At 59.7% G+C, this 17,084-nt stretch carries 19 protein-coding genes; 14 read left to right on the forward strand and 5 right to left on the reverse strand.

Features of this window, described 5'->3' with window-relative positions:
• Positions 1–130: 130 nt before the first annotated feature.
• From H9S92_RS17380 to H9S92_RS17400, 5 genes are all read left to right on the forward strand, one after another.
• Positions 131–505 (forward strand): group III truncated hemoglobin, encoded by a 375-nt coding sequence (locus tag H9S92_RS17380; RefSeq protein ID WP_187467971.1) that lies wholly within the window; start codon positions 131–133, stop codon positions 503–505.
• A 197-nt stretch (positions 506–702) separates the two neighbouring features.
• On the forward strand, positions 703–1,236 hold the full coding sequence (locus H9S92_RS17385; protein WP_187467972.1) for a hypothetical protein: 534 nt from the start codon (positions 703–705) through the stop codon (positions 1,234–1,236).
• Positions 1,237–1,363: 127 nt separating this feature from the next.
• Positions 1,364–2,284, forward strand: a complete 921-nt coding sequence (locus tag H9S92_RS17390; RefSeq protein WP_187467973.1) for a sugar phosphate isomerase/epimerase family protein — start codon at positions 1,364–1,366, stop codon at positions 2,282–2,284.
• A gap of 180 nt (positions 2,285–2,464) precedes the next feature.
• Positions 2,465–3,133 (forward strand): hypothetical protein, encoded by a 669-nt coding sequence (locus tag H9S92_RS17395; RefSeq protein ID WP_187467974.1) that lies wholly within the window; start codon positions 2,465–2,467, stop codon positions 3,131–3,133.
• Positions 3,134–3,160: 27 nt separating this feature from the next.
• Entirely contained in the window at positions 3,161–3,850 is a 690-nt protein-coding gene (locus H9S92_RS17400; protein WP_187467975.1) for a sulfotransferase, read from the forward strand.
• A 170-nt stretch (positions 3,851–4,020) separates the two neighbouring features.
• On the opposite strand, the gene icd is transcribed toward H9S92_RS17400, so the two are convergent.
• Positions 4,021–5,250, reverse strand: coding sequence for an NADP-dependent isocitrate dehydrogenase (gene icd / locus H9S92_RS17405; RefSeq protein ID WP_187467976.1), 1,230 nt, complete (start codon positions 5,248–5,250; stop codon positions 4,021–4,023).
• A gap of 474 nt (positions 5,251–5,724) precedes the next feature.
• Between icd and H9S92_RS17410 the strand changes: the two genes are divergently transcribed.
• Entirely contained in the window at positions 5,725–6,765 is a 1,041-nt protein-coding gene (locus H9S92_RS17410; protein WP_187467977.1) for an AI-2E family transporter, read from the forward strand.
• 171 nt (positions 6,766–6,936) lie between these two features.
• Here the strand turns inward: H9S92_RS17410 and H9S92_RS17415 are convergent, their stop codons facing one another.
• The 3 genes from H9S92_RS17415 to H9S92_RS17425 form a co-directional block, all read right to left on the reverse strand.
• Positions 6,937–7,536, reverse strand: coding sequence for a TIGR04282 family arsenosugar biosynthesis glycosyltransferase (locus H9S92_RS17415; RefSeq protein WP_187467978.1), 600 nt, complete (start codon positions 7,534–7,536; stop codon positions 6,937–6,939).
• A gap of 125 nt (positions 7,537–7,661) precedes the next feature.
• Complete coding sequence (locus tag H9S92_RS17420; RefSeq protein WP_187467979.1) at positions 7,662–8,576, reverse strand: glycosyltransferase family 2 protein; 915 nt, start codon at positions 8,574–8,576, stop codon at positions 7,662–7,664.
• Complete coding sequence (locus H9S92_RS17425; protein ID WP_187467980.1) at positions 8,573–9,229, reverse strand: hypothetical protein; 657 nt, start codon at positions 9,227–9,229, stop codon at positions 8,573–8,575. The genes H9S92_RS17420 and H9S92_RS17425 overlap by 4 nt, the downstream gene beginning before the upstream one ends.
• Before the next feature lie 138 nt (positions 9,230–9,367).
• On the opposite strand from H9S92_RS17425, the gene H9S92_RS17430 reads away from it, so the two are divergent.
• The 3 genes from H9S92_RS17430 (at position 9,368) to H9S92_RS17440 (ending at position 11,625) form a co-directional block, all read left to right on the forward strand.
• The gene (locus tag H9S92_RS17430; RefSeq protein WP_187467981.1) at positions 9,368–10,240 is read left to right on the forward strand and encodes a nucleoside phosphorylase; all 873 of its coding nucleotides are present in this window, start codon (positions 9,368–9,370) and stop codon (positions 10,238–10,240) included.
• Positions 10,241–10,314: 74 nt separating this feature from the next.
• Entirely contained in the window at positions 10,315–10,761 is a 447-nt protein-coding gene (locus tag H9S92_RS17435; RefSeq protein ID WP_187467982.1) for a hypothetical protein, read from the forward strand.
• 105 nt (positions 10,762–10,866) lie between these two features.
• The gene (locus tag H9S92_RS17440; RefSeq protein ID WP_187467983.1) at positions 10,867–11,625 is read left to right on the forward strand and encodes a hypothetical protein; all 759 of its coding nucleotides are present in this window, start codon (positions 10,867–10,869) and stop codon (positions 11,623–11,625) included.
• Between the two features lie 128 nt (positions 11,626–11,753).
• Here H9S92_RS17440 and rplS read toward each other — a convergent pair whose 3' ends face one another.
• Positions 11,754–12,104, reverse strand: coding sequence for a 50S ribosomal protein L19 (gene rplS / locus H9S92_RS17445; protein ID WP_187467984.1), 351 nt, complete (start codon positions 12,102–12,104; stop codon positions 11,754–11,756).
• A 274-nt stretch (positions 12,105–12,378) separates the two neighbouring features.
• On the opposite strand from rplS, the gene H9S92_RS17450 reads away from it, so the two are divergent.
• The 5 genes from H9S92_RS17450 (at position 12,379) to H9S92_RS17470 (ending at position 17,080) form a co-directional block, all read left to right on the forward strand.
• Positions 12,379–12,669, forward strand: coding sequence for a DUF427 domain-containing protein (locus H9S92_RS17450; RefSeq protein WP_187467985.1), 291 nt, complete (start codon positions 12,379–12,381; stop codon positions 12,667–12,669).
• Positions 12,666–13,955, forward strand: coding sequence for an ergothioneine biosynthesis protein EgtB (egtB, locus tag H9S92_RS17455; protein ID WP_187467986.1), 1,290 nt, complete (start codon positions 12,666–12,668; stop codon positions 13,953–13,955). The genes H9S92_RS17450 and egtB overlap by 4 nt, the downstream gene beginning before the upstream one ends.
• Positions 13,956–13,979: 24 nt before the next feature.
• Positions 13,980–14,930: an L-histidine N(alpha)-methyltransferase gene (locus tag H9S92_RS17460; protein WP_222936154.1), complete on the forward strand. Its 951-nt coding sequence runs from the start codon at positions 13,980–13,982 to the stop codon at positions 14,928–14,930.
• Between the two features lie 218 nt (positions 14,931–15,148).
• Positions 15,149–15,571: a CBS domain-containing protein gene (locus tag H9S92_RS17465; RefSeq protein WP_187467988.1), complete on the forward strand. Its 423-nt coding sequence runs from the start codon at positions 15,149–15,151 to the stop codon at positions 15,569–15,571.
• A 165-nt stretch (positions 15,572–15,736) separates the two neighbouring features.
• Positions 15,737–17,080 carry a PD40 domain-containing protein gene (locus H9S92_RS17470; protein WP_187467989.1) on the forward strand — a complete coding sequence of 448 codons (1,344 nt, stop codon included), beginning with the start codon at positions 15,737–15,739 and terminating at the stop codon, positions 17,078–17,080.
• The last annotated feature ends 4 nt before the right edge of the window (positions 17,081–17,084 follow it).

Consider the following 17,084-nt stretch of genomic DNA (forward strand, 5'->3'; position numbering starts at 1 on the left):
CGTACTACCGAACTACAGTACTACAAAACTACCGAACTACAGCACTACATTCCTGCCTTCCAAAATCCGTTGGAGACCAATTAGTGGTGATTATCGCCAAGGCCTCAACCTCACATTCAATTACTTCCCCGTGCCCGACCTGACCACCCGCCAAGACATCGATAAACTGTTGGCCGACTTCTACGCCCTGGCCATGGCCGACGCTGGCATTGGCCATTTCTTTACCGAGGTCGTCGCACTGAACCTGGAAACCCACCTGCCCGTGATCGGCAATTTCTGGGAGTCCGTCCTCCTCGGCCAGCCCGTGTACCGGGGCAACCCTATGCTGATCCACCTGGAGCTGGCCGCCAGGGCTCCGCTTACTACAGTCCACTTCGAACGCTGGCTGGCGCTGTGGCGGCAGTGCGTGCACACCAGCTTTGCCGGGGAACGGGCTACCCTGGCCATCGACCGCGCCGAGCAAATCGCCCGGCTCATGCTACTGAAAATCGAGCAGGGACACTGATAGCACCTGCTCCGGCGGGGGCCTTGCGCTTAAAAAGACTTGCCATGCACCTGCGGCCGCGCCCCACAAGAAATACGGCACCGCAATATGCCCCTTGCGTATCTTTAACAACAAGCGTTAAATTCCCATTAAAGACCGGGGCGGGCACTAAACACTGGCCAGGCATGCGCGTCTTTTGTAAACCAAACCAGCAAACGATGATCCGACTACTCCCCGCTCTCGCCCTTCTTCTCCTGCTTTTTTCCAGCTGTGGGCCCCGCCTTAGTCCCCTCACCCAGCGCCTGATCGACGACCAGAACTGGAGCGAAGACGAACTGAAAAGAATCCAGTTTTACCTTTCCGAAGACCTGGTGCTGACGCGCGAACTGCGCAACGGCAACTCCGAAATCCGCAACGGGCAGGTCAAAATCGTTGATGGCCGCGAAGTGGAACAGATGGTGTTTAAGCGCAACACCCCAGGCGTTTTCGTATTCAGCCCCAAGACCCAGCGCATGGGCATCAGTTTTGAACGCAACGACGAAGACTTCCTCGTCTTCGGCCCCAACCCCAAGGCCGGCGACCGCTACACCCTGCTGGCCAGCGACTGGAACCGCAACAGCGGTACGGTCACCTACGCCGGCAAAACCTGGCGCGTCAACAGCAGCGATGCCTACGCCAGCCTCCTCATCCCCCTCAAACGCCTGCGGGATAATGACGTCTCGGGCCGCGTGGTGGGCGGGAGGAAGTTGTAGTTCATAGTTCATAGTTCAAAGTTCACTAGTGAACCACCGACTACAATACTACTGAACTACTAAACTATGAACTACAAGACTCTCCGTACCTTGCTGCCGCGTTTGCGCAAAAAAAACACACTCACTAATGAAGACTTTTCGCTTTTCCATCCTTCTTCCTTCGCTTTTGCTCCTGCTGACCTGCTTCGCCTGCGGCGGCGGCGCGGGAGAAGGCACCGACGCGACGGCGGCAACCGACACTACGGCAATGACTCCAACTACCTTCGGGGGCCTGGCCCTCTACACCCTGCGGGATACCCTGGCGGCTGACCCCCGCGGCGTACTCAAGGCAGTGGCCGACCTGGGCTACGCCTACGTGGAATCTGCGGGCTACCAGGACGGCAAATTCTACGGCATGAGCCCCACGGAATTCCGCGACTACCTCGCCGAGGTGGGCCTCAAACCCATCAGCTCGCACAACAGCGGCATCACCGTGGAAAATCTTGACTCCACGATCGCCCACGTCAAGGCCGCCGGCTTCGAGTACCTCGTCATCCCGGTCCCCCCGATGGGCGCTTTCGCCTTCGACCCCGCCACGCGGACCCTGAGCATGAAGCAGGACATGGAAACGGTGATGAACAACATCAACATGATCGCCAAAAAGACGGCGGCGGCGGGCCTCAAGTGCCTCTACCACAACCACGATTTTGAGTTCAAGCCCGACGCCAATGGCGTGGTGCCGATGGATTACTTCATCGAAAACTCCAACCCCGACGAACTGAACTTCCAGCTCGACCTCTACTGGGTGGCAAAAGCCGGTGCGGACCCCCTCGACTACTTTGCCAAAGCTCCCGGCCGTTTCAAAGCCTGGCACGTAAAGGACATGGACGCCGAAGGCCGCTTCGCCCCCGTGGGTACTGGCAGCATCGACTTCAGCCGCATCCTGGCCCAGAAAGAGCAGTCGGGCATGGAATTCTACCTGGTGGAACAAGACATGACCTTCGACCAAAGCCCGATGGAGGCTATTGCCATCAGCCACGAAGGCCTCAAAAAAATCGGCTTTGAGTAGACGATAGCGCACCGGGCGCGGTCGCAGGTGCCGGGGGAAGCGGAACGGCAAAGTCCGTCGTGATCTTCCCCCGGCACTTTTTTTTGCGGGAATGCGACCAACTCCGCCCGCAAACCGACCAACTAAAGAACCAGCAGCGCTGCTTAAGCGTACTCCATTATCCAAGCGCCTCCATCTGCTATGATTCCATTGACTATTCTCAGCGTCGTATTATTGGTTGCCGTCATGTTGCTTTTGCGCACCTGGTCGGCCAATCGCATGCCCGGCAAAAAGCAACGGGCGCGCGCCGTACGGGAGTTGAAAGAAGAGATGGACACCTGGACGGCCGAGCTCGTCCCCCTGAACAAAGAAGAGCTGGACCTTTTCAGCCTCGCTCAGGATAAGCAGGTGGTAAAAACCGGTGCGGGTGCTTCGGCCAAGGGCACCTTTACCACCATCTTCCACGAACCGGTAGTGAGCTACAGTTACCGCCGCTACCTCGGCAAACAGGTCAATGAACTCCTCTACGCCCGCACCGCCGAACACGATTATGTGTACTGGACGGAAAACGGCAAAACCACGCTGGAGATTGACGACCAGCCCGTAGGCTCCATCGATAAGGGCGTCTTACTCGGTGCGCGCACGGGCAAACCCCTGGCCCAGATTGCAGGTCAGGCGCGGGAAAACTACCTGCCCATCAGCGTCGGCAACCGCGAGGTGGGCTCCCTGACGGCAGGGAAAGCTTCCAAGGCCGACCCCCTGGGGCAACGGGCTTTCGAGTTTATCCCCAAAGACCTCAACGACAAAGAAGAGCAACTCCTGATGAGCCTGGCTACACTGGAACTGGTGCGGCGCAGCTTGCCGGCTTAATGGTCTTTTAGCCCGACCACTTTCACTATGCCCATTTTCATCTCCTCGCCCGTCCGCCGCTCGGGCACCACGCTCCTCCAGCGCCTCTGCTCCGCCACCGGCGAAGCCATCATCTTCGGCGAAACGGCCGCCAATGACCTGGCTCAGGCCGGGCAACTCTTTCAGTACAAACAACAGATGGCTCCGCACCACCAGCAGTGGCGCGACCAGATCCTGGAACGCGTGGTGGCGGGAGACGTCAACCACTGGATCCCCGATCTACTGCCCCGCACCGATACGTACCTGGACCTGCACGCAGGGGCACTAAAGGCCCTCTGTGCTGGCTTCGCAGCCGCCGCCCAGGAGTACGGCCGCCGCGAGTGGGGCGTGAAGTTTCCCGAATGGCATCCGGCAAGCCTCGTCTTCTGGCAACACTTCCTCCCCGACGCCAAAGTAATGTACGTGGTGCGCGACTACGAGGAATGCCTCGCCTCCGCCCGCAAGCTGGACATGATCCAAACGGACCAAGACCAGGCCCTGTTCCACCACAACTACCATCAGCACCTGGCCCTGGCCCGGCAGCACCTGTTGCCCGAGCGCACCTACTTCCTCGATTACGCAGCCCTTTGTGACGCACGCGCGCCGGAGGAACTTCGCAAAATCGCCGCCTTCCTGGGGCTGGGGGAATTGCCCGAATCCGTGCTGGCCGTCCGGGTAGGGGATTATCCTAGTTCATAGTCTAGTAGTTCATAGTCTAGTAGTCGGTGGTTTACTAATGAACTATGAACTATGAACTACTCCCCCCGCCCAACGGCAAAGAGCCCCCGGCCGCAGCCAGGAGCTCTTCTAATTACTGCTTGTAAACCAGCTCAGGTTCGGGCAGCACTTTCCTTGCGGGGGCAAGTGGATTACATGTTAGCGATGATTTCGTCGCCAAATTCGCTGCACTTCAGCAGGGTGGCACCTTCCATGAGGCGTTCGAAATCGTAGGTGACCCGTTTTTTGGCGATGGCACCGTTGAGGCCTTTGATGATGAGGTCGGCGGCTTTCGTCCAGCCCAGGTAGCGGAACATCATTTCGCCGGAGAGGATGACGGAGCTGGGGTTCACTTTATCCTGGCCGGCGTACTTGGGGGCGGTGCCGTGGGTGGCCTCGAAGATGGAGACCCCGGTGCTGTAGTTGATGTTGGCGCCGGGAGCGATGCCAATGCCACCAACCTGGGCGGCGAGGGCGTCGGAGATGTAGTCGCCGTTGAGGTTCAGAGTGGCAATGACGCTGTACTCCTTCGGGCGGAGGATGATCTGCTGGAGCATGGCGTCGGCGATGACGTCTTTAACGATGATCTGCTTACCCGCTTCGGTGGTGATGACGTGCCAGGGGCCGCCGTCGAGCTCTTCTCCACCAAACTCCTGGGCCGCACACTCGTAGCCCCAGTCGCGGAAGGCGCCTTCGGTGTACTTCATGATATTGCCCTTGTGTACGATGGTTACGCTGTCTTTGTCGTTATCAATGGCGTACTGGATGGCCGCACGAACCAGGCGGTGGGTACCTTCCTGGCTAACGGGCTTAATGCCGATGCCGGTGGTTTCGGGGAAGCGGACTTTGGCGTAGCGATCGGGGTAATTCTCCTTGAGCCAGTCCAGAAAGGCGGCATTTTCGGGGGTACCTTCGGCGAATTCAATGCCGGCGTAGATGTCCTCGGTATTCTCCCGGAAGATGATCATGTCCACTTCCTCGGGGTGTTTCACGGGGCTGGGGACGCCATCGAAGTACTGCACCGGGCGTACGCAGGCGTAGAGGTCGAGCTGCTGCCGCAGGGCGACGTTGAGGGAGCGGATACCACCGCCAACGGGGGTCGTCAGGGGCCCTTTGATGGCCACGAGGTATTCCTCGATGGCGTCGAGGGTGGCCTGGGGGAGCCATTCTCCGGTCGTGTCCATGGCCTTCTGCCCCGCCAGCACTTCCTTCCAGACGATGGATTTTTCTCCGTTGTAGGCCTTTGCAACGGCTGCTTCGAGCACCCGGCTGGCGGCCGCCCAGATGTCGGGGCCAATACCGTCGCCTTCAATGAAGGGCAGGATGGGGTCGTTAGGAACTTGAAGTTTGCCGTTCGCAATGCTTATTTTGGATCCACTCATGGCTGGTGCCTGATTTTGTTGATGATGAGAAGGGCGCTGGGCCCGGTAAAGGCGGGCAAAAATAACAAAATTTGCCCGCCCGACAAGTGGGACAAGCTCCCAGCGGAGGGGAAAGGTAAGATTTGGACTACTTTCTCCTTTTCAGCCCGCCACAATCTTCCCAATACCTTTCTGGTGGGCAAAAGGACAAGTCCGTTCCGCCACCAGCGAAGCAGCGCTTCGGGGCATTTTTGCGTTTCGATACCCCGCCCCCCCGGTGCGTTTAAACCCAAAACTATTGCAAATTCGGCTGCTTTCCTCCCCGGTGGACCATTCGGGCGCTGCATCCAACTACTGTCCCCCTTCCAACGGACAATTTCTTTGCGATTGCCGTGGTTACCTACCCGGTAGCGCCCGCAAGGATTGTCCGGGTTTTATCCAGGCCTGCCATCCTTTTCGCAGGCCACTGAAGTTTCTATCCCCCCGAACCTCGCCATGAAAATCATTAACGTTGCCGCCTGGCTGATTACCATTGGCTTGTTGCTGACCCTCATCGTGGTAGGCAAAAATTTTCTGGTACCCATCTTTATGGCCTTGGTGGTCTGGTATCTAGTCAATGCCCTCAACGACCAGTTCCGGAAAATCCCCCTCTTCGGCAAGCACCTGCCCAATGCCTTTACCCTGGGCATGTCTTTGCTCTTCATCGGCCTTGCCCTTTGGGCGCTGGGGGATACCATCGTGGTTACCATCCAGGGTTTTGTGGTCGATAGCCAAAAGTACATCCCCCGGATCGACGCCCAGATTGCCCGCGTTTACGCCACCTTCCGCCCCGACGGCATCCCGCCCACGATTGATGGCCTTCGCCTCGACGAACAGTTGTGGACTTACTCGGCGGCGCTCCTAAACGGACTGACGAACTTCGCCAAAAGCCTGCTGCTGGTCTTGCTCTATGCCCTGTTTTTCCTCATTGAGCAGCAAGCTTTTGGCAAAAAGATGAGCGCATTGGGCCTCGACCTCCGCGAATCCAACCGCCTTTCCCACACGTTGCAAGAGATCAACACCGCCATGCGCACCTACCTGGGGGTAAAGACTTTTACCAGCATCCTCACGGCGGTGCTCAGCTGGATTGTTTTTTTCTTCGTTGGAGTGGATTACGCCATCTTCTGGGCCTTCCTCATTTTCTTGTTTAACTATATCCCGACCGTAGGGTCCATCACCGCAACCCTCCTGCCCGGCTTATTAGCGCTTGTGCAGTTTGACACCCTGACGCCTTTCCTGGTCATCGTCATTGGCGTATCGGCCATTCAGGTACTGGTAGGCAATATCCTTGAACCCCGTTTGATGGGGGATATTCTCAACATCAGTCCGCTCGTAGTCGTGATTTCCCTCATCCTCTGGTCCATTCTCTGGGGCATTGTGGGGATGTTGCTCAGCGTGCCGATCACGGTGGCCATCATCATCGTCTGCGCCCAGTTCCCCGCTACGCGCAGCGTCGCCATTTTACTGAGCAGGGATGGGGATGTGAAGCGGGATTAGTGCTGTAGTTCAGTAGTGTTGTAGTTCAGTAGTTCAGTAGTTCAATAGTATTGTAGTTCAGTAGTTCAGTAGTTCAGTAGTTCAGTAGTATTGTAGTTTAGTGGTGTAGTAGTTTGCTGGTAACGTATGAACTATGAACTATGAACTATGAACTATGAACTATGAACCAACCTACTCCGGCATCGGCCAACCATAGTGTTGCCAATCGGCCAGGTAATCCACGTCAGAAAGGGGGGGGAGCTGTTTTACGCTCAGGCCTGCGGCGGCGGCCCTGGCGAGGGTGGTGGGTAAGACCTCGGTAGTGCTCCAGGCCATGTTTTTGAACAATTCCGGAGCGGGTTGCCGCAAGCCCAGTAGGGTATAGCCGCCGTCCAGGGCTGGCCCGATGACGAGGTCGTGGTCTTGCAAGGCGGCGAAAGCCGTTTCGAGGTAGGCCGTGGTGATGCCGGGGCAATCGCTGCCGATGATGATGGCCCGGTGGTGGCCGGCGGCGAAGACTTCTGCGAAGGCGTTTTCCATGCGTTCTCCCAGGCCAGGACCGTGCTGGAGGCGCTTGTGAAAATCGGTTTCGGGCCATTTGTCGCCCACGGTGATTTCGCTGGAATAGTAGAGGTAGCGTTCGGCGTTGGCCAGGCCCAGGGCTTGCTGCCGCGTCCAGTCGGTCAGAACGTGGTACATTTTCAGGGCCATTTCATTGCCTACTTCGGCGGCCAGGCGGGTCTTCGTTTGGCCTGGAATGGGGTTTTTGATGAACAGAATCAGGGCGGGCATACGGCAGGAGGGGCTTGAGTGCCTGCAAGGTACGCTGTGGCGGGGAGTATCGGTTTCCGGCGGGAGCTGGCGCTGGGGCGTCCCCCCGCTCCTTGTCCGCGAGCGTGCACCTGCGACCGCGCCCGCTACGTGCCGTGCTCCCGGCTGGTGAGTTGTTGCCACCAGCGGAGTTTGAGCAGATCGAGGGCATAGAGGCCAGGCCGGGTGGTATGCGTGAGGTAGTGCCGCAGCCCCGCTTCGGGGCAGTGGGCCAGCAGGCGGGTGAGGCGGGGGTAGCGGTCGGCGAAATCGGTCAGGCGCGTACGCAGGCGAAAGTCCCGGAGGCCTTCGGGATGCAGCGTTTGGTTGCGCAGGCGGTGGAGGTTGGCCAGGGCCTCCTGCTGTTTGCTGAGAAAAACCGCTGCTGGCTCCAGGCCCAGGTGAACGACGGGGTTGGGCACCGCCAGCAGGGGCAGGCCGTGGCGTTGGAGTTGCTGGCCCCAGAGGGTGTCTTCGTGGCCGTAGCCGCTGAAATCCTCCGGAAAAGGGTAAGCCAGCAACAGGTCGCGGCTGGCCAGAAAATTGTTGGAGTGGAAATTTTGCCAGTCGGTCGGGTCAACGCGGCTTTCCCGCCGGGTGCCGTACCACCAGTGCAGGTGCAAGCGAAAATCCTGCGGCGGCCCGGGCGCGTAGCGGCGGCCACCTACCACAACGAGACGGTCCTGGTCATGAAGTGGTACAGCGTGGATTTTCTGCAGGTAGTTGGCCAGGAAGCGGGGCGGCAGGCCAGCGTCGGCATCCAACAGCAAAACGTAGGGGTTTTTGGCGTCCTGTACCAGACGGTTGCGAATGGCGGCGCGGCCGAGGTTTTCGGTCAGCTCCCGGTAGCGGAGGGCGGTATTTTCCCGGAGGATGTCTTTGCCCCAGTCGCCGTCGTCCGGGCTGGCATCGTCGTACACCAGCAATTCAATGCCCGCCGCTAACGCGTTGGCCTCGCGCAGCAGGGCTTCCACCAGTGGGCGAACGTCGTAGCGGTAAACCGGCAGGCAAACGGAGATCATCCCCCAAAGGTAGGGTGTGGAGCGGCAGCCAGCACCTCCCGCAGGAAGGGGTAATAGTAGGGCAGCACCTCCGGCCCCCGCCCGGGCACCCACTGGGCGGGGTAACCGCTGGCCAGGCGGAAGGCGTCTTCGATCAGGTCGGCCTGCTGTTCGTAGTTGAAACTTTCCAGGCCTGCCGCCCGCCGCAAAGGTTCCAGGCCACCGTAATTGTAGCCCATGGCCGAACGCTGCGCCGCCAAGGCCCGGGGGATGTACGCTGCACCCCGGTGAGTGTATTGCCAGACGTGTACCATCTCGTGCACCAGGGTAGGATCCGCCATCGGGCCCCAACTGTTGATGGTGAAAAAACTGACGTAGCAAAAATTCCCCCAGCGCGGCCCCACCCAGGCGTGCTCGTCAATGCGCACCAGGTCGTAAGGAACGGCATCCCCGAAAAACGGACGGAGCCGGGCAATTTCCCCCGTCGTCAGCGGGCGGATACGCCAGCCCAGGGTGTTGGTGCTGGCTTCCCACAGGTCGAAAAAGCCCAGCAGATCAAGGAGGGCAAAGAGCCACTCCCGCCGCCGCCCACCCGCCCAGGCCGCCCGCAGGCGACGGCGGCGCAGCGGTGCAAAGCGGTAAACGAGCTGGAGGCGACGGAAAAAGTACGGCAAGAAGTGGTGTGCTTGGCCCTTGTAAACCGGTAGCCCGGCTCCAGGGTTTTGGGGCGTGCGGAGCTCCGCAGAATCGTAGGCTGGCGGGGTGGTTCAGAGCAGCCGCCCTACCTTAGCATTTCTCAAAACCGATTCCCCTTGCTTGCCCCTTCCGAACTCATCCTCCGCCCCAACGGCAGCCTATACCACCTCGACCTGCTCCCCGGCCAAGTGGCCGAAACCATCATTACCGTCGGCGACCCCGAGCGGGTGCGGGCCGTTTCCGACCGCTTTGACCGGGTGGAGCTGCGGGTGGAGGCCCGGGAGTTCGTCACCCACACGGGAACGCTGGATGGCCGCCGCCTCACCGTCGTTTCCACGGGCATTGGCACCGATAATGTCGACATCGTCTTTAATGAACTCGACGCGCTTTTCAACGTAGACCTGGCCCGGCGGGAGATCAAAAGCGAACTTACCCGCCTCACGTTCGTCCGCCTGGGCACCAGCGGGGCTTTCCAGCCCGACTTGCCCCTCGACAGTTTTTTGCTCTCCACAGCCGCCCTGGCGATGGATGGCTTGCTGCCGTTTTATCTCCACCAAGGCAGCCCTGACCCGGCCGCCATCAGCCTGTACGAGCACCTGGAAGACGCAGGCGTACGCTTGCCCGTGCCCGTTTTGATCGTCCGGCCAGACCTGCCTCCGGCCTTCGCGGCGACGGGACTGCCTACGGGCATGACCCTCACGGCGGCGGGTTTTTACGCTCCGCAGGGACGCAGCATCCGCCTGGCCTCGGGCCTCTCTCCCCGCCTCCTGGAGGCGCTGCGTACCTGGCAAGACGAGGAGCTGCGCCTGACGAACATCGAGATGGAAACCGCCGGTATTTACGGACTGGCTACCGCCCTGGGTCACCGTGCCGTTTCCCTCTCCGCCCTCCTGGCCAACCGCGCCGCCGGCACCTTCAGCCGCCAGCCCGCCAAGACCGTTGATGCCCTCATCAGCAAAGGCCTGGAGCTGATCTTACAGGACACCTAGGCCCGGAAGAGCCGACAATTTTTAGCGCTACCGTACGTTTTCTATTGGACTAGTCCGGATTGAAAGCTTACATCATGCGTTTCTTATTCCTTTCCCTCTGTTGCCTGTGCTTCGTAGCTCCTTCCTTAAGCGGGCAGGAAGCGCACGCCGCCCTGACCAACTACATTAACGAATACAACGCTGACCACGCCATGTGCGACTGGATCCGCGTGGAGCACGCCCCCGTTTCCCTGCGCATCAACGAACGGGAAGAACTCGAAGCATTCGTGGCCAATGGTAAGGAGCTGCGCATCATTCTACAGCGGGATAAGGCGGATGAACTGGACCATCTCTTTCCCCTCCACATCACCAACGCAACCGTCGTTTTTGCGGGGGAAACCATTTTGGTTCTCGACGACGACAGCGCCCTCTACGTGGCCCTGACCATTTCGGCAGCGCCCCGCCTGCCCGATCTGGAACACGCCACGCCCGTGGTCTTCACGGGTTACGGACTGGGGCAGCACTGGTCGGGCAACCAATAAGGTCGCGCCCTGGCACGATAGAACATGCGGGCAACGGTGGTGGTTAGCAATGGTGAATGCCAACAGGTACACCGCTCCACCTGCCACTGGCACAAACCCGCACCCATGTCACACTCCACTTCCCGTTACCTTGCCCTCGGCGCCATGCTCATCATGCTGGCCCTCTATGGCCTTACTTCCGCTGGCTGGTTTGGCCCCAACCCCGTGGGCAGTACCTCCAACGACGTTGATCCGCTCATCATTCCGCCCCCCTACGCTTTTGCGATCTGGGGACCGATCTACCTGGGGCTGATCGTCTTTCCCATCTTCCAGCTCTTCAAGCGGCGGGATGGGCACCCCGCCTGGATTCCGTTGCGGCAGTGGTTTGCGGCCAACGTGGTGGCCAACGGCGTCTGGTTGGTCTTTGCTTCCTACGATTGGCAGTGGCTTACGGTCCTCGTGATCGTGTTCATGCTCTTTTCGCTGTTCCGCATCAATCAATTGCTGGGCCGTATTGCGGCGGCGGGTGCCCCCTATAATTACTGGGTGGAATGGCTGGTATTCAGCCTCTATTTCGCCTGGGTGACCTTGGCCACGGTGCTGAACGTTTCGGCTGCGCTGGCTTTTTACGACTGGCAGGGCTTTGGCCTCGCGGCGGTGAACTGGACGGTTATTATGATCATCATTGCCGCGCTGATTGCCGGCTACACGAGCTACGTGTTCCGGGATGCGGCCTACGCCGCAGTGGTGGTCTGGGCCTTCGTTGCGCTCGCCACCCGCCACTGGGAGGGCATTCCTACGCTGGGCTTCCTGGCGGCAGCGGTAGCCGTAACTTTTGTGGGCATGGGGGCCTGGAACTTTAGCCGAGCGCGGCGACTGGCTTAAACGGACGGTGCTTCAAAAGAAACACTCCGGGAGGCTCGTTTTCCCGGCCACGCGAGGCCAACGTAAGAAGCCCAACTGCCTGGGCGGGGGCAATTGGGCTTCTGGGAAGAAAATCCAGGGACCTTCTTTTAGTTAATGCGGCGCTCCTTGATGCGGGCCTTTTTGCCAACGCGGTCGCGGAGGTAGAACAGGCGGCTACGACGCACCTTGCCGTGCTTGACGATGGAGATGCCAGCGATGTTGGGGGAGGACATTGGGAAGATCCGCTCTACGCCAATGCTGTTGGAAATTTTGCGAACGGTGAAGGTTTTGGTAAGACCTTCACCCTTGATCTGGATGACGTCACCCCGGAACTGCTGGATCCGGGACTTATCGCCTTCAACAATTTTATAGTCGACGATGATGGTATCGCCGGCGCGAAAAGCCGGGAATTCGGGCTTTTTGCTGATCTGCTCGTGGATAAAGGAAATAGCGTCCATGGCTAACAAATTTTAGACTCGCTTTCTTGCGGCCCGCAAAGGTAAATCTTTCCCGGGAAATACACAAGCGCTTTTTGCATTGCTCCTTATCCTGACTCCCCCCGTTGGGGGGCCGGGGGGGAGCACCTGCGGCCGCGCCCAACCAACGGAGGCCGTTTTGGGCGTACATGATGTGTCGGAAAACGACGAATTCCCCTCCCCTGCGGCCCATCTTGCCCGCTGCGAGAACCCAAGTGCCGCGTCTGCGTTTGAATGGACGAACAGAAGAAAAACAATGATGCAAGCCAGTTGGAATGGTCATCTCGTGGCCGAAAGTGACGATACGGTGGTGGTGGAAGGCAACCACTACTTCCCGTTGGAGAGCGTGCAGCAAGACTACCTGCGGCCCAGCACCACCACCACCTACTGCGGCTGGAAGGGCGAGTGCAGCTACTATCACCTGGTGGTGGATGGTCAGGAAAACCCCGATGCCGTGTGGCAGTACGCCGATCCTTTCCCCGCCGCCGAAAAAATCCGCGACCGGGTAGCCTTCTGGAAAGGCGTCACCGTAAGTGAGCGAACATGACCAGGCAAATACCCGAAACTGCTTCCCTGCAAGCCCATTTCAGCGCCGTGCGCCGCCAGAGTGTGGCCCTCTGCCAGCCCCTCCGGCCGGAGGACTACGTGGTGCAGCCGCACCCCGACGTGAGTCCGCCGAAGTGGCACCTAGGCCACGTCACCTGGTTCTTCGAAAATTTTGTTTTGGCCGAATTTGTGGAAGGCTACGTGCGCTTCGACGAGCGCCTGAACTGGTTTTTCAACAGTTATTACGAGAGCCAGGGGCCGCGTATCCTGCGCAGCAGCCGCGGCAACATGACCCGGCCCGAACTGGCTACGGTACTGGCCTACCGCGAGCACGTTGATGCAGCCGTGCTGGAGTTGCTGGGCAGCGATCACCCGGCCCTGGACCAGATCAGCGAACTCATCGTGTTGGGCATCCACCACGAGCAACAGCACCAGGAGTTGCTGGTAACGGACATCAAATACATCCTCGGCACCAACCCGCTTTATCCCGCTTACGGGGGCGCGGCCGCAGGTGCCGGGCCCGTTGAAGGGCGAGGGACGCCAGCGCCAGCTTTCCACACCATCGCGGGCGGGTTGCACACGATTGGCCACCGGGGACCGGGCTTTTGCTGGGACAATGAGCTGGGCGTTCACCAAGTCTACCTGGATGACTTTCAGCTGGCAAAGAGCCTGGTTACCAACGGCGAGTACCTGGATTTCATGGCAGACCGGGGCTACGAACGCTTCGAGCTCTGGCAAATGGAGGGCATCGAGTGGGCACGCGGCCTGGATGTAAAAGCGCCGTTGTACTGGAACCAGGATGCGGAAGGCAACTGGTTTCACTACCAGCTGCGCGGCGGCTTGCAGGTGGTGGACCCGGCCCAGCCCGCTACCCACCTCAGCTGGTACGAAGCCGATGCCTTCGCCCGATGGGCCGGGTGCCGCCTGCCCACTGAATTTGAGTGGGAGGTGGCTTGCCGCCAGCTGGACCCCGAAGTACACGCAGGGCAAAATTGGTCGGATGCCGGCCAGCTGCACCCCCAAGCGCCCGCAAAAGATGAGTCCCAGCTGCTGGGCACGGTCTGGGAATGGACCAACTCCGCCTACCTCCCCTACCCCCGCTACCCCCGCCCCGAGGGAGCCTTGGGAGAGTACAATGGCAAATTCATGATCAACCAAATGGTCTTGCGGGGTGGCAGTTGTGCTACGCCCCAGAGCCACATCCGCCCCACTTACCGCAATTTTTTCCAGGCCGATAAGCGCTGGCAGTTTACCGGTCTGCGCCTGGCCAAAGACGCACCGCTTTAAGCCCCCATGCCAAAAACAATTCCCGTGCCCACCCTTTCCCCCTTTGCCGCCGAAGTCATCGAAGGCCTGAGCGAGCAGCCCAAGCGCCTTTCCAGCAAGTGGTTTTACGACGAGCGCGGCGACGCCCTCTTCCAGGCCATCATGGCGATGCCGGAGTACTACCTGACCGACTGTGAGCGGGAAATTTTCCAGCGGAGTGGTCCGGCCCTGCTGTCCATCATTGCTGGCCGCCCCTTCGACCTGATCGAACTGGGCGCCGGCGACGGTTCCAAGACCCAACACCTGATCGAGCAGTTCCTGGCGGCGGGTGCGCGTTTTGTGTACCGGCCGATCGACATCAGCGCCAACGCCATTGATTTGCTGGGTGACCTGATCCACCACCGCTGGCCCTTGCTGCCTTTCGAGCCCATCCAGGCCGATTACTTTACGGCCCTCAACCGCCTGGGCCAAAGCAAGACCGATCACCTGCGGCTGGTGCTCTTCCCCGGGGCCAACATTGGCAACTTCAACCGGGCCGAAGCCGAGAAATTCCTTCGCCACCTGCGCAGCTTCCTCCGGCCGGGCGACCTGCTGCTGACGGGCTTCGACCTGAAGAAAGACCCCGCCACCATCCTGGCCGCATACAATGACCCGGCCGGGCACACTGCCGCGTTCAACCTCAACCTCCTGGCGCGCATCAACCGCGAGCTGGGGGCCGACTTCCAACTCAGCGCCTGGAAACACTGGGAAACCTACGACCCCGCCGGCGGAGCGGCGCGCAGCTTTCTGGTGGCCGACGGGCCGCAGACGGTTCACTTGCCCGACCTGGACCATTCCATCACCTTCGAAGCCTACGAAGCCATCTGCGTAGAAATCAGCCAGAAGTACAGCCGCGAAGAAATCCGCGCCCTGGCCGCCGCAGCGGGCTATACTTTCGTTCAGAACCTGGAAGACTCCCGGGGCTGGTTTGCCGATAGCGTCTGGAGGGTAAGCTAGTGGGCCAACCTGCAAGTCCTGTTACACCCAGCTCTAGCCAGCGCGGCGCTGACGTCGACTTAATAGAACGATACTTACAGGTTGGCCCACTAAGCGCTTGTCTTAAAGAACGGCGGGCTGAATTTTTTCTGGCGGCAATAATTTCTTTGGCGGTTTGCAATAAGGAAAATTATTACTTACCTTAGACGCACCCCGAAGGACCGCAAAAGATTCAACCTATGATGAATGAAGAAGTCCGCACCGTTATGTCTACCGCCGTCACCACCGTCTCGCCCGAGCAGACGGTGAACGACGTTCTTGCGATCATGGAACGCAAGCGCCTCCAACAGTTGCCCGTAGTGGAAAATGGTAAGCTGGTGGGCCTCATTACCTCCTTCGACCTGTGGAAAAACTGCCGCAACAACCCCGATTGTGCCGGGGATAAGGTCCGGGACGTGATGACCACCAACGTCGTCCGCCTCGCCCCGAAAGACAAGGTAGGTACGGCCGCAGAGTTGTTCATGGACCGCCGGTTCAAGACCCTGCCCGTAGTTAACCTGGCCGGCGAATTGAAGGGGGTAGTTACTGCCTTTGACATCATCCGCTACAGCTTCAAGAAGGAGTACCCCGAGCCCATTCTTTACGCCGACCGCCTGGTCTAGTGGGCCTCGCAGGGAGATGGGTTGGTGCTGGCCGGAGTTTGCTTTGGCAGGGGGATAAGTGCGTGCACTGCGGATTCACCGCCTGATAAACCGTTTCAGCGGATAATTCTTTTCGCTGGCAGCCGGGAGGATTTTCTTTGGTCTCCGTACCAAAACATCATCGCCATGTCGCGCAGGTTCCTCTTCTACCTCCTGTTCTCTCTCTCATTTTCGGCTTTTCCCCTTTTCGCGCAGTTAGGCCCAGTTCCCACGCTGCGCTCCGAGGAGTTAAATGATTCGGTAGCATTTACGGGCATCGTTGCTGATGATTTCGGGGATGGTTCGCCGGCCGTTTGGAAAGAAGTGACCAATGGGCAGGCTTCCGGTCGGTGGCGGGAGTGGTACCCCAACGGCCACCTCCGCTACCGGGCCCAGTGGTCGGCCGGCCTGGGCAATGGCAAATGGGAATACTTTTACCCCAATGGCCAGCTGCGGGTTGAACTGGTGTACGAAAACGATCTCCCCACGGGTCTCAGCCGGACCTATCACCCCAACGGGGCGCTTGCCGAAGAGGCGGCCTACCTGCGGGGCAAATTACACGGCCAACTCAGCCGCTACGACCAAAATGGTACGCCCACCGCCACGGAGTACTACCAGAATGGCGAACGCGTCATCAACGAACCCATTCTTTTCCTGCCCGGCCTGATCACTACTCCGGAGAACAACGAATGGAAAATCACCTTTACGCCCGACGGGAATACCCTCTACTTCTGCCGCCGCGCCGCCGGGACCGTGGCCCAGAAAATATACACTTCTACCAAGACCAACGGTACCTGGGGCGTACCCAGCATCGCGCCATTTTCCACGGCGACGGACGAGGCACCCTTCATCAGCGCCGACGGTGAGCGCTTCTACTTCGCCAGCTTCCGGCCCATCCCCGGGCGGCCCACCACGGCGAAAATTGATATGAACCTCTGGGTGATGCAGAAAACCCCCGGCGGCTGGTCGGCCCCCACTCCCCTTCCCCCTTCTATCAACAAGATTATGGCGGCCACTACGTCCTGGCCCGAAAACTACGAGACCTGCCCCACCGAAGACTCCGCAGGCAACCTCTATTATTGGTCTAAGGGCAGCAACGAAAGGGGCACCAATATTTTCGTGGCCCCGCGGCTGCCCGATGGCACCCTCGCGCCTCCAACGGAACTTCCCGCCCCCATCAACTCCCCGGGCTATGACCTGGGGGCAGTGGTATCCCCCGACGGCAAATACCTCATCTTCGCTTCTTCCGATCGCCCCGACACCTTCGGCGGTGAAGACCTCTACTACGCCCGGCGCACGCCCGGTGGCTGGTCGGCCCCCAAAAGCCTGGGCCCCGTCATCAACTCCGGCCACTACGAAAGCAGCCCTGCCTTTTCCCCCGACGGCAAATACCTCTACTTCAGCAGCGACCGGGGGGAAGGCCGCAGTGCCGACGGAGAACGCATCTGGAACATTTACTATCTGGAGACCGCCTCCATCCCCGTCGATTGAAAGC

This window comes from Neolewinella lacunae (assembly GCF_014349155.1).
Taxonomy (GTDB): Bacteria; Bacteroidota; Bacteroidia; order Chitinophagales; family Saprospiraceae; genus Neolewinella; species Neolewinella lacunae.

Bases quoted from the DNA above. Each gene is read 5' to 3' on its own strand.
- H9S92_RS17385 (WP_187467972.1), top strand. From the start codon at position 703: ATGATCCGACTACTCCCCGCTCTCGCCCTTCTTCTCCTGCTTTTTTCC.
- H9S92_RS17390 (WP_187467973.1), top strand. From the start codon at position 1,364: ATGAAGACTTTTCGCTTTTCCATCCTTCTTCCTTCGCTTTTGCTCCTG.
- H9S92_RS17395 (WP_187467974.1), top strand. From the start codon at position 2,465: ATGATTCCATTGACTATTCTCAGCGTCGTATTATTGGTTGCCGTCATG.
- H9S92_RS17400 (WP_187467975.1), top strand. From the start codon at position 3,161: ATGCCCATTTTCATCTCCTCGCCCGTCCGCCGCTCGGGCACCACGCTC.
- icd (WP_187467976.1), bottom strand. From the start codon at position 5,250: ATGAGTGGATCCAAAATAAGCATTGCGAACGGCAAACTTCAAGTTCCT.
- H9S92_RS17410 (WP_187467977.1), top strand. From the start codon at position 5,725: ATGAAAATCATTAACGTTGCCGCCTGGCTGATTACCATTGGCTTGTTG.
- H9S92_RS17415 (WP_187467978.1), bottom strand. From the start codon at position 7,536: ATGCCCGCCCTGATTCTGTTCATCAAAAACCCCATTCCAGGCCAAACG.
- H9S92_RS17420 (WP_187467979.1), bottom strand. From the start codon at position 8,576: ATGATCTCCGTTTGCCTGCCGGTTTACCGCTACGACGTTCGCCCACTG.
- H9S92_RS17435 (WP_187467982.1), top strand. From the start codon at position 10,315: ATGCGTTTCTTATTCCTTTCCCTCTGTTGCCTGTGCTTCGTAGCTCCT.
- H9S92_RS17440 (WP_187467983.1), top strand. From the start codon at position 10,867: ATGTCACACTCCACTTCCCGTTACCTTGCCCTCGGCGCCATGCTCATC.
- rplS (WP_187467984.1), bottom strand. From the start codon at position 12,104: ATGGACGCTATTTCCTTTATCCACGAGCAGATCAGCAAAAAGCCCGAA.
- H9S92_RS17450 (WP_187467985.1), top strand. From the start codon at position 12,379: ATGATGCAAGCCAGTTGGAATGGTCATCTCGTGGCCGAAAGTGACGAT.
- egtB (WP_187467986.1), top strand. From the start codon at position 12,666: ATGACCAGGCAAATACCCGAAACTGCTTCCCTGCAAGCCCATTTCAGC.
- H9S92_RS17465 (WP_187467988.1), top strand. From the start codon at position 15,149: ATGATGAATGAAGAAGTCCGCACCGTTATGTCTACCGCCGTCACCACC.
- H9S92_RS17470 (WP_187467989.1), top strand. From the start codon at position 15,737: ATGTCGCGCAGGTTCCTCTTCTACCTCCTGTTCTCTCTCTCATTTTCG.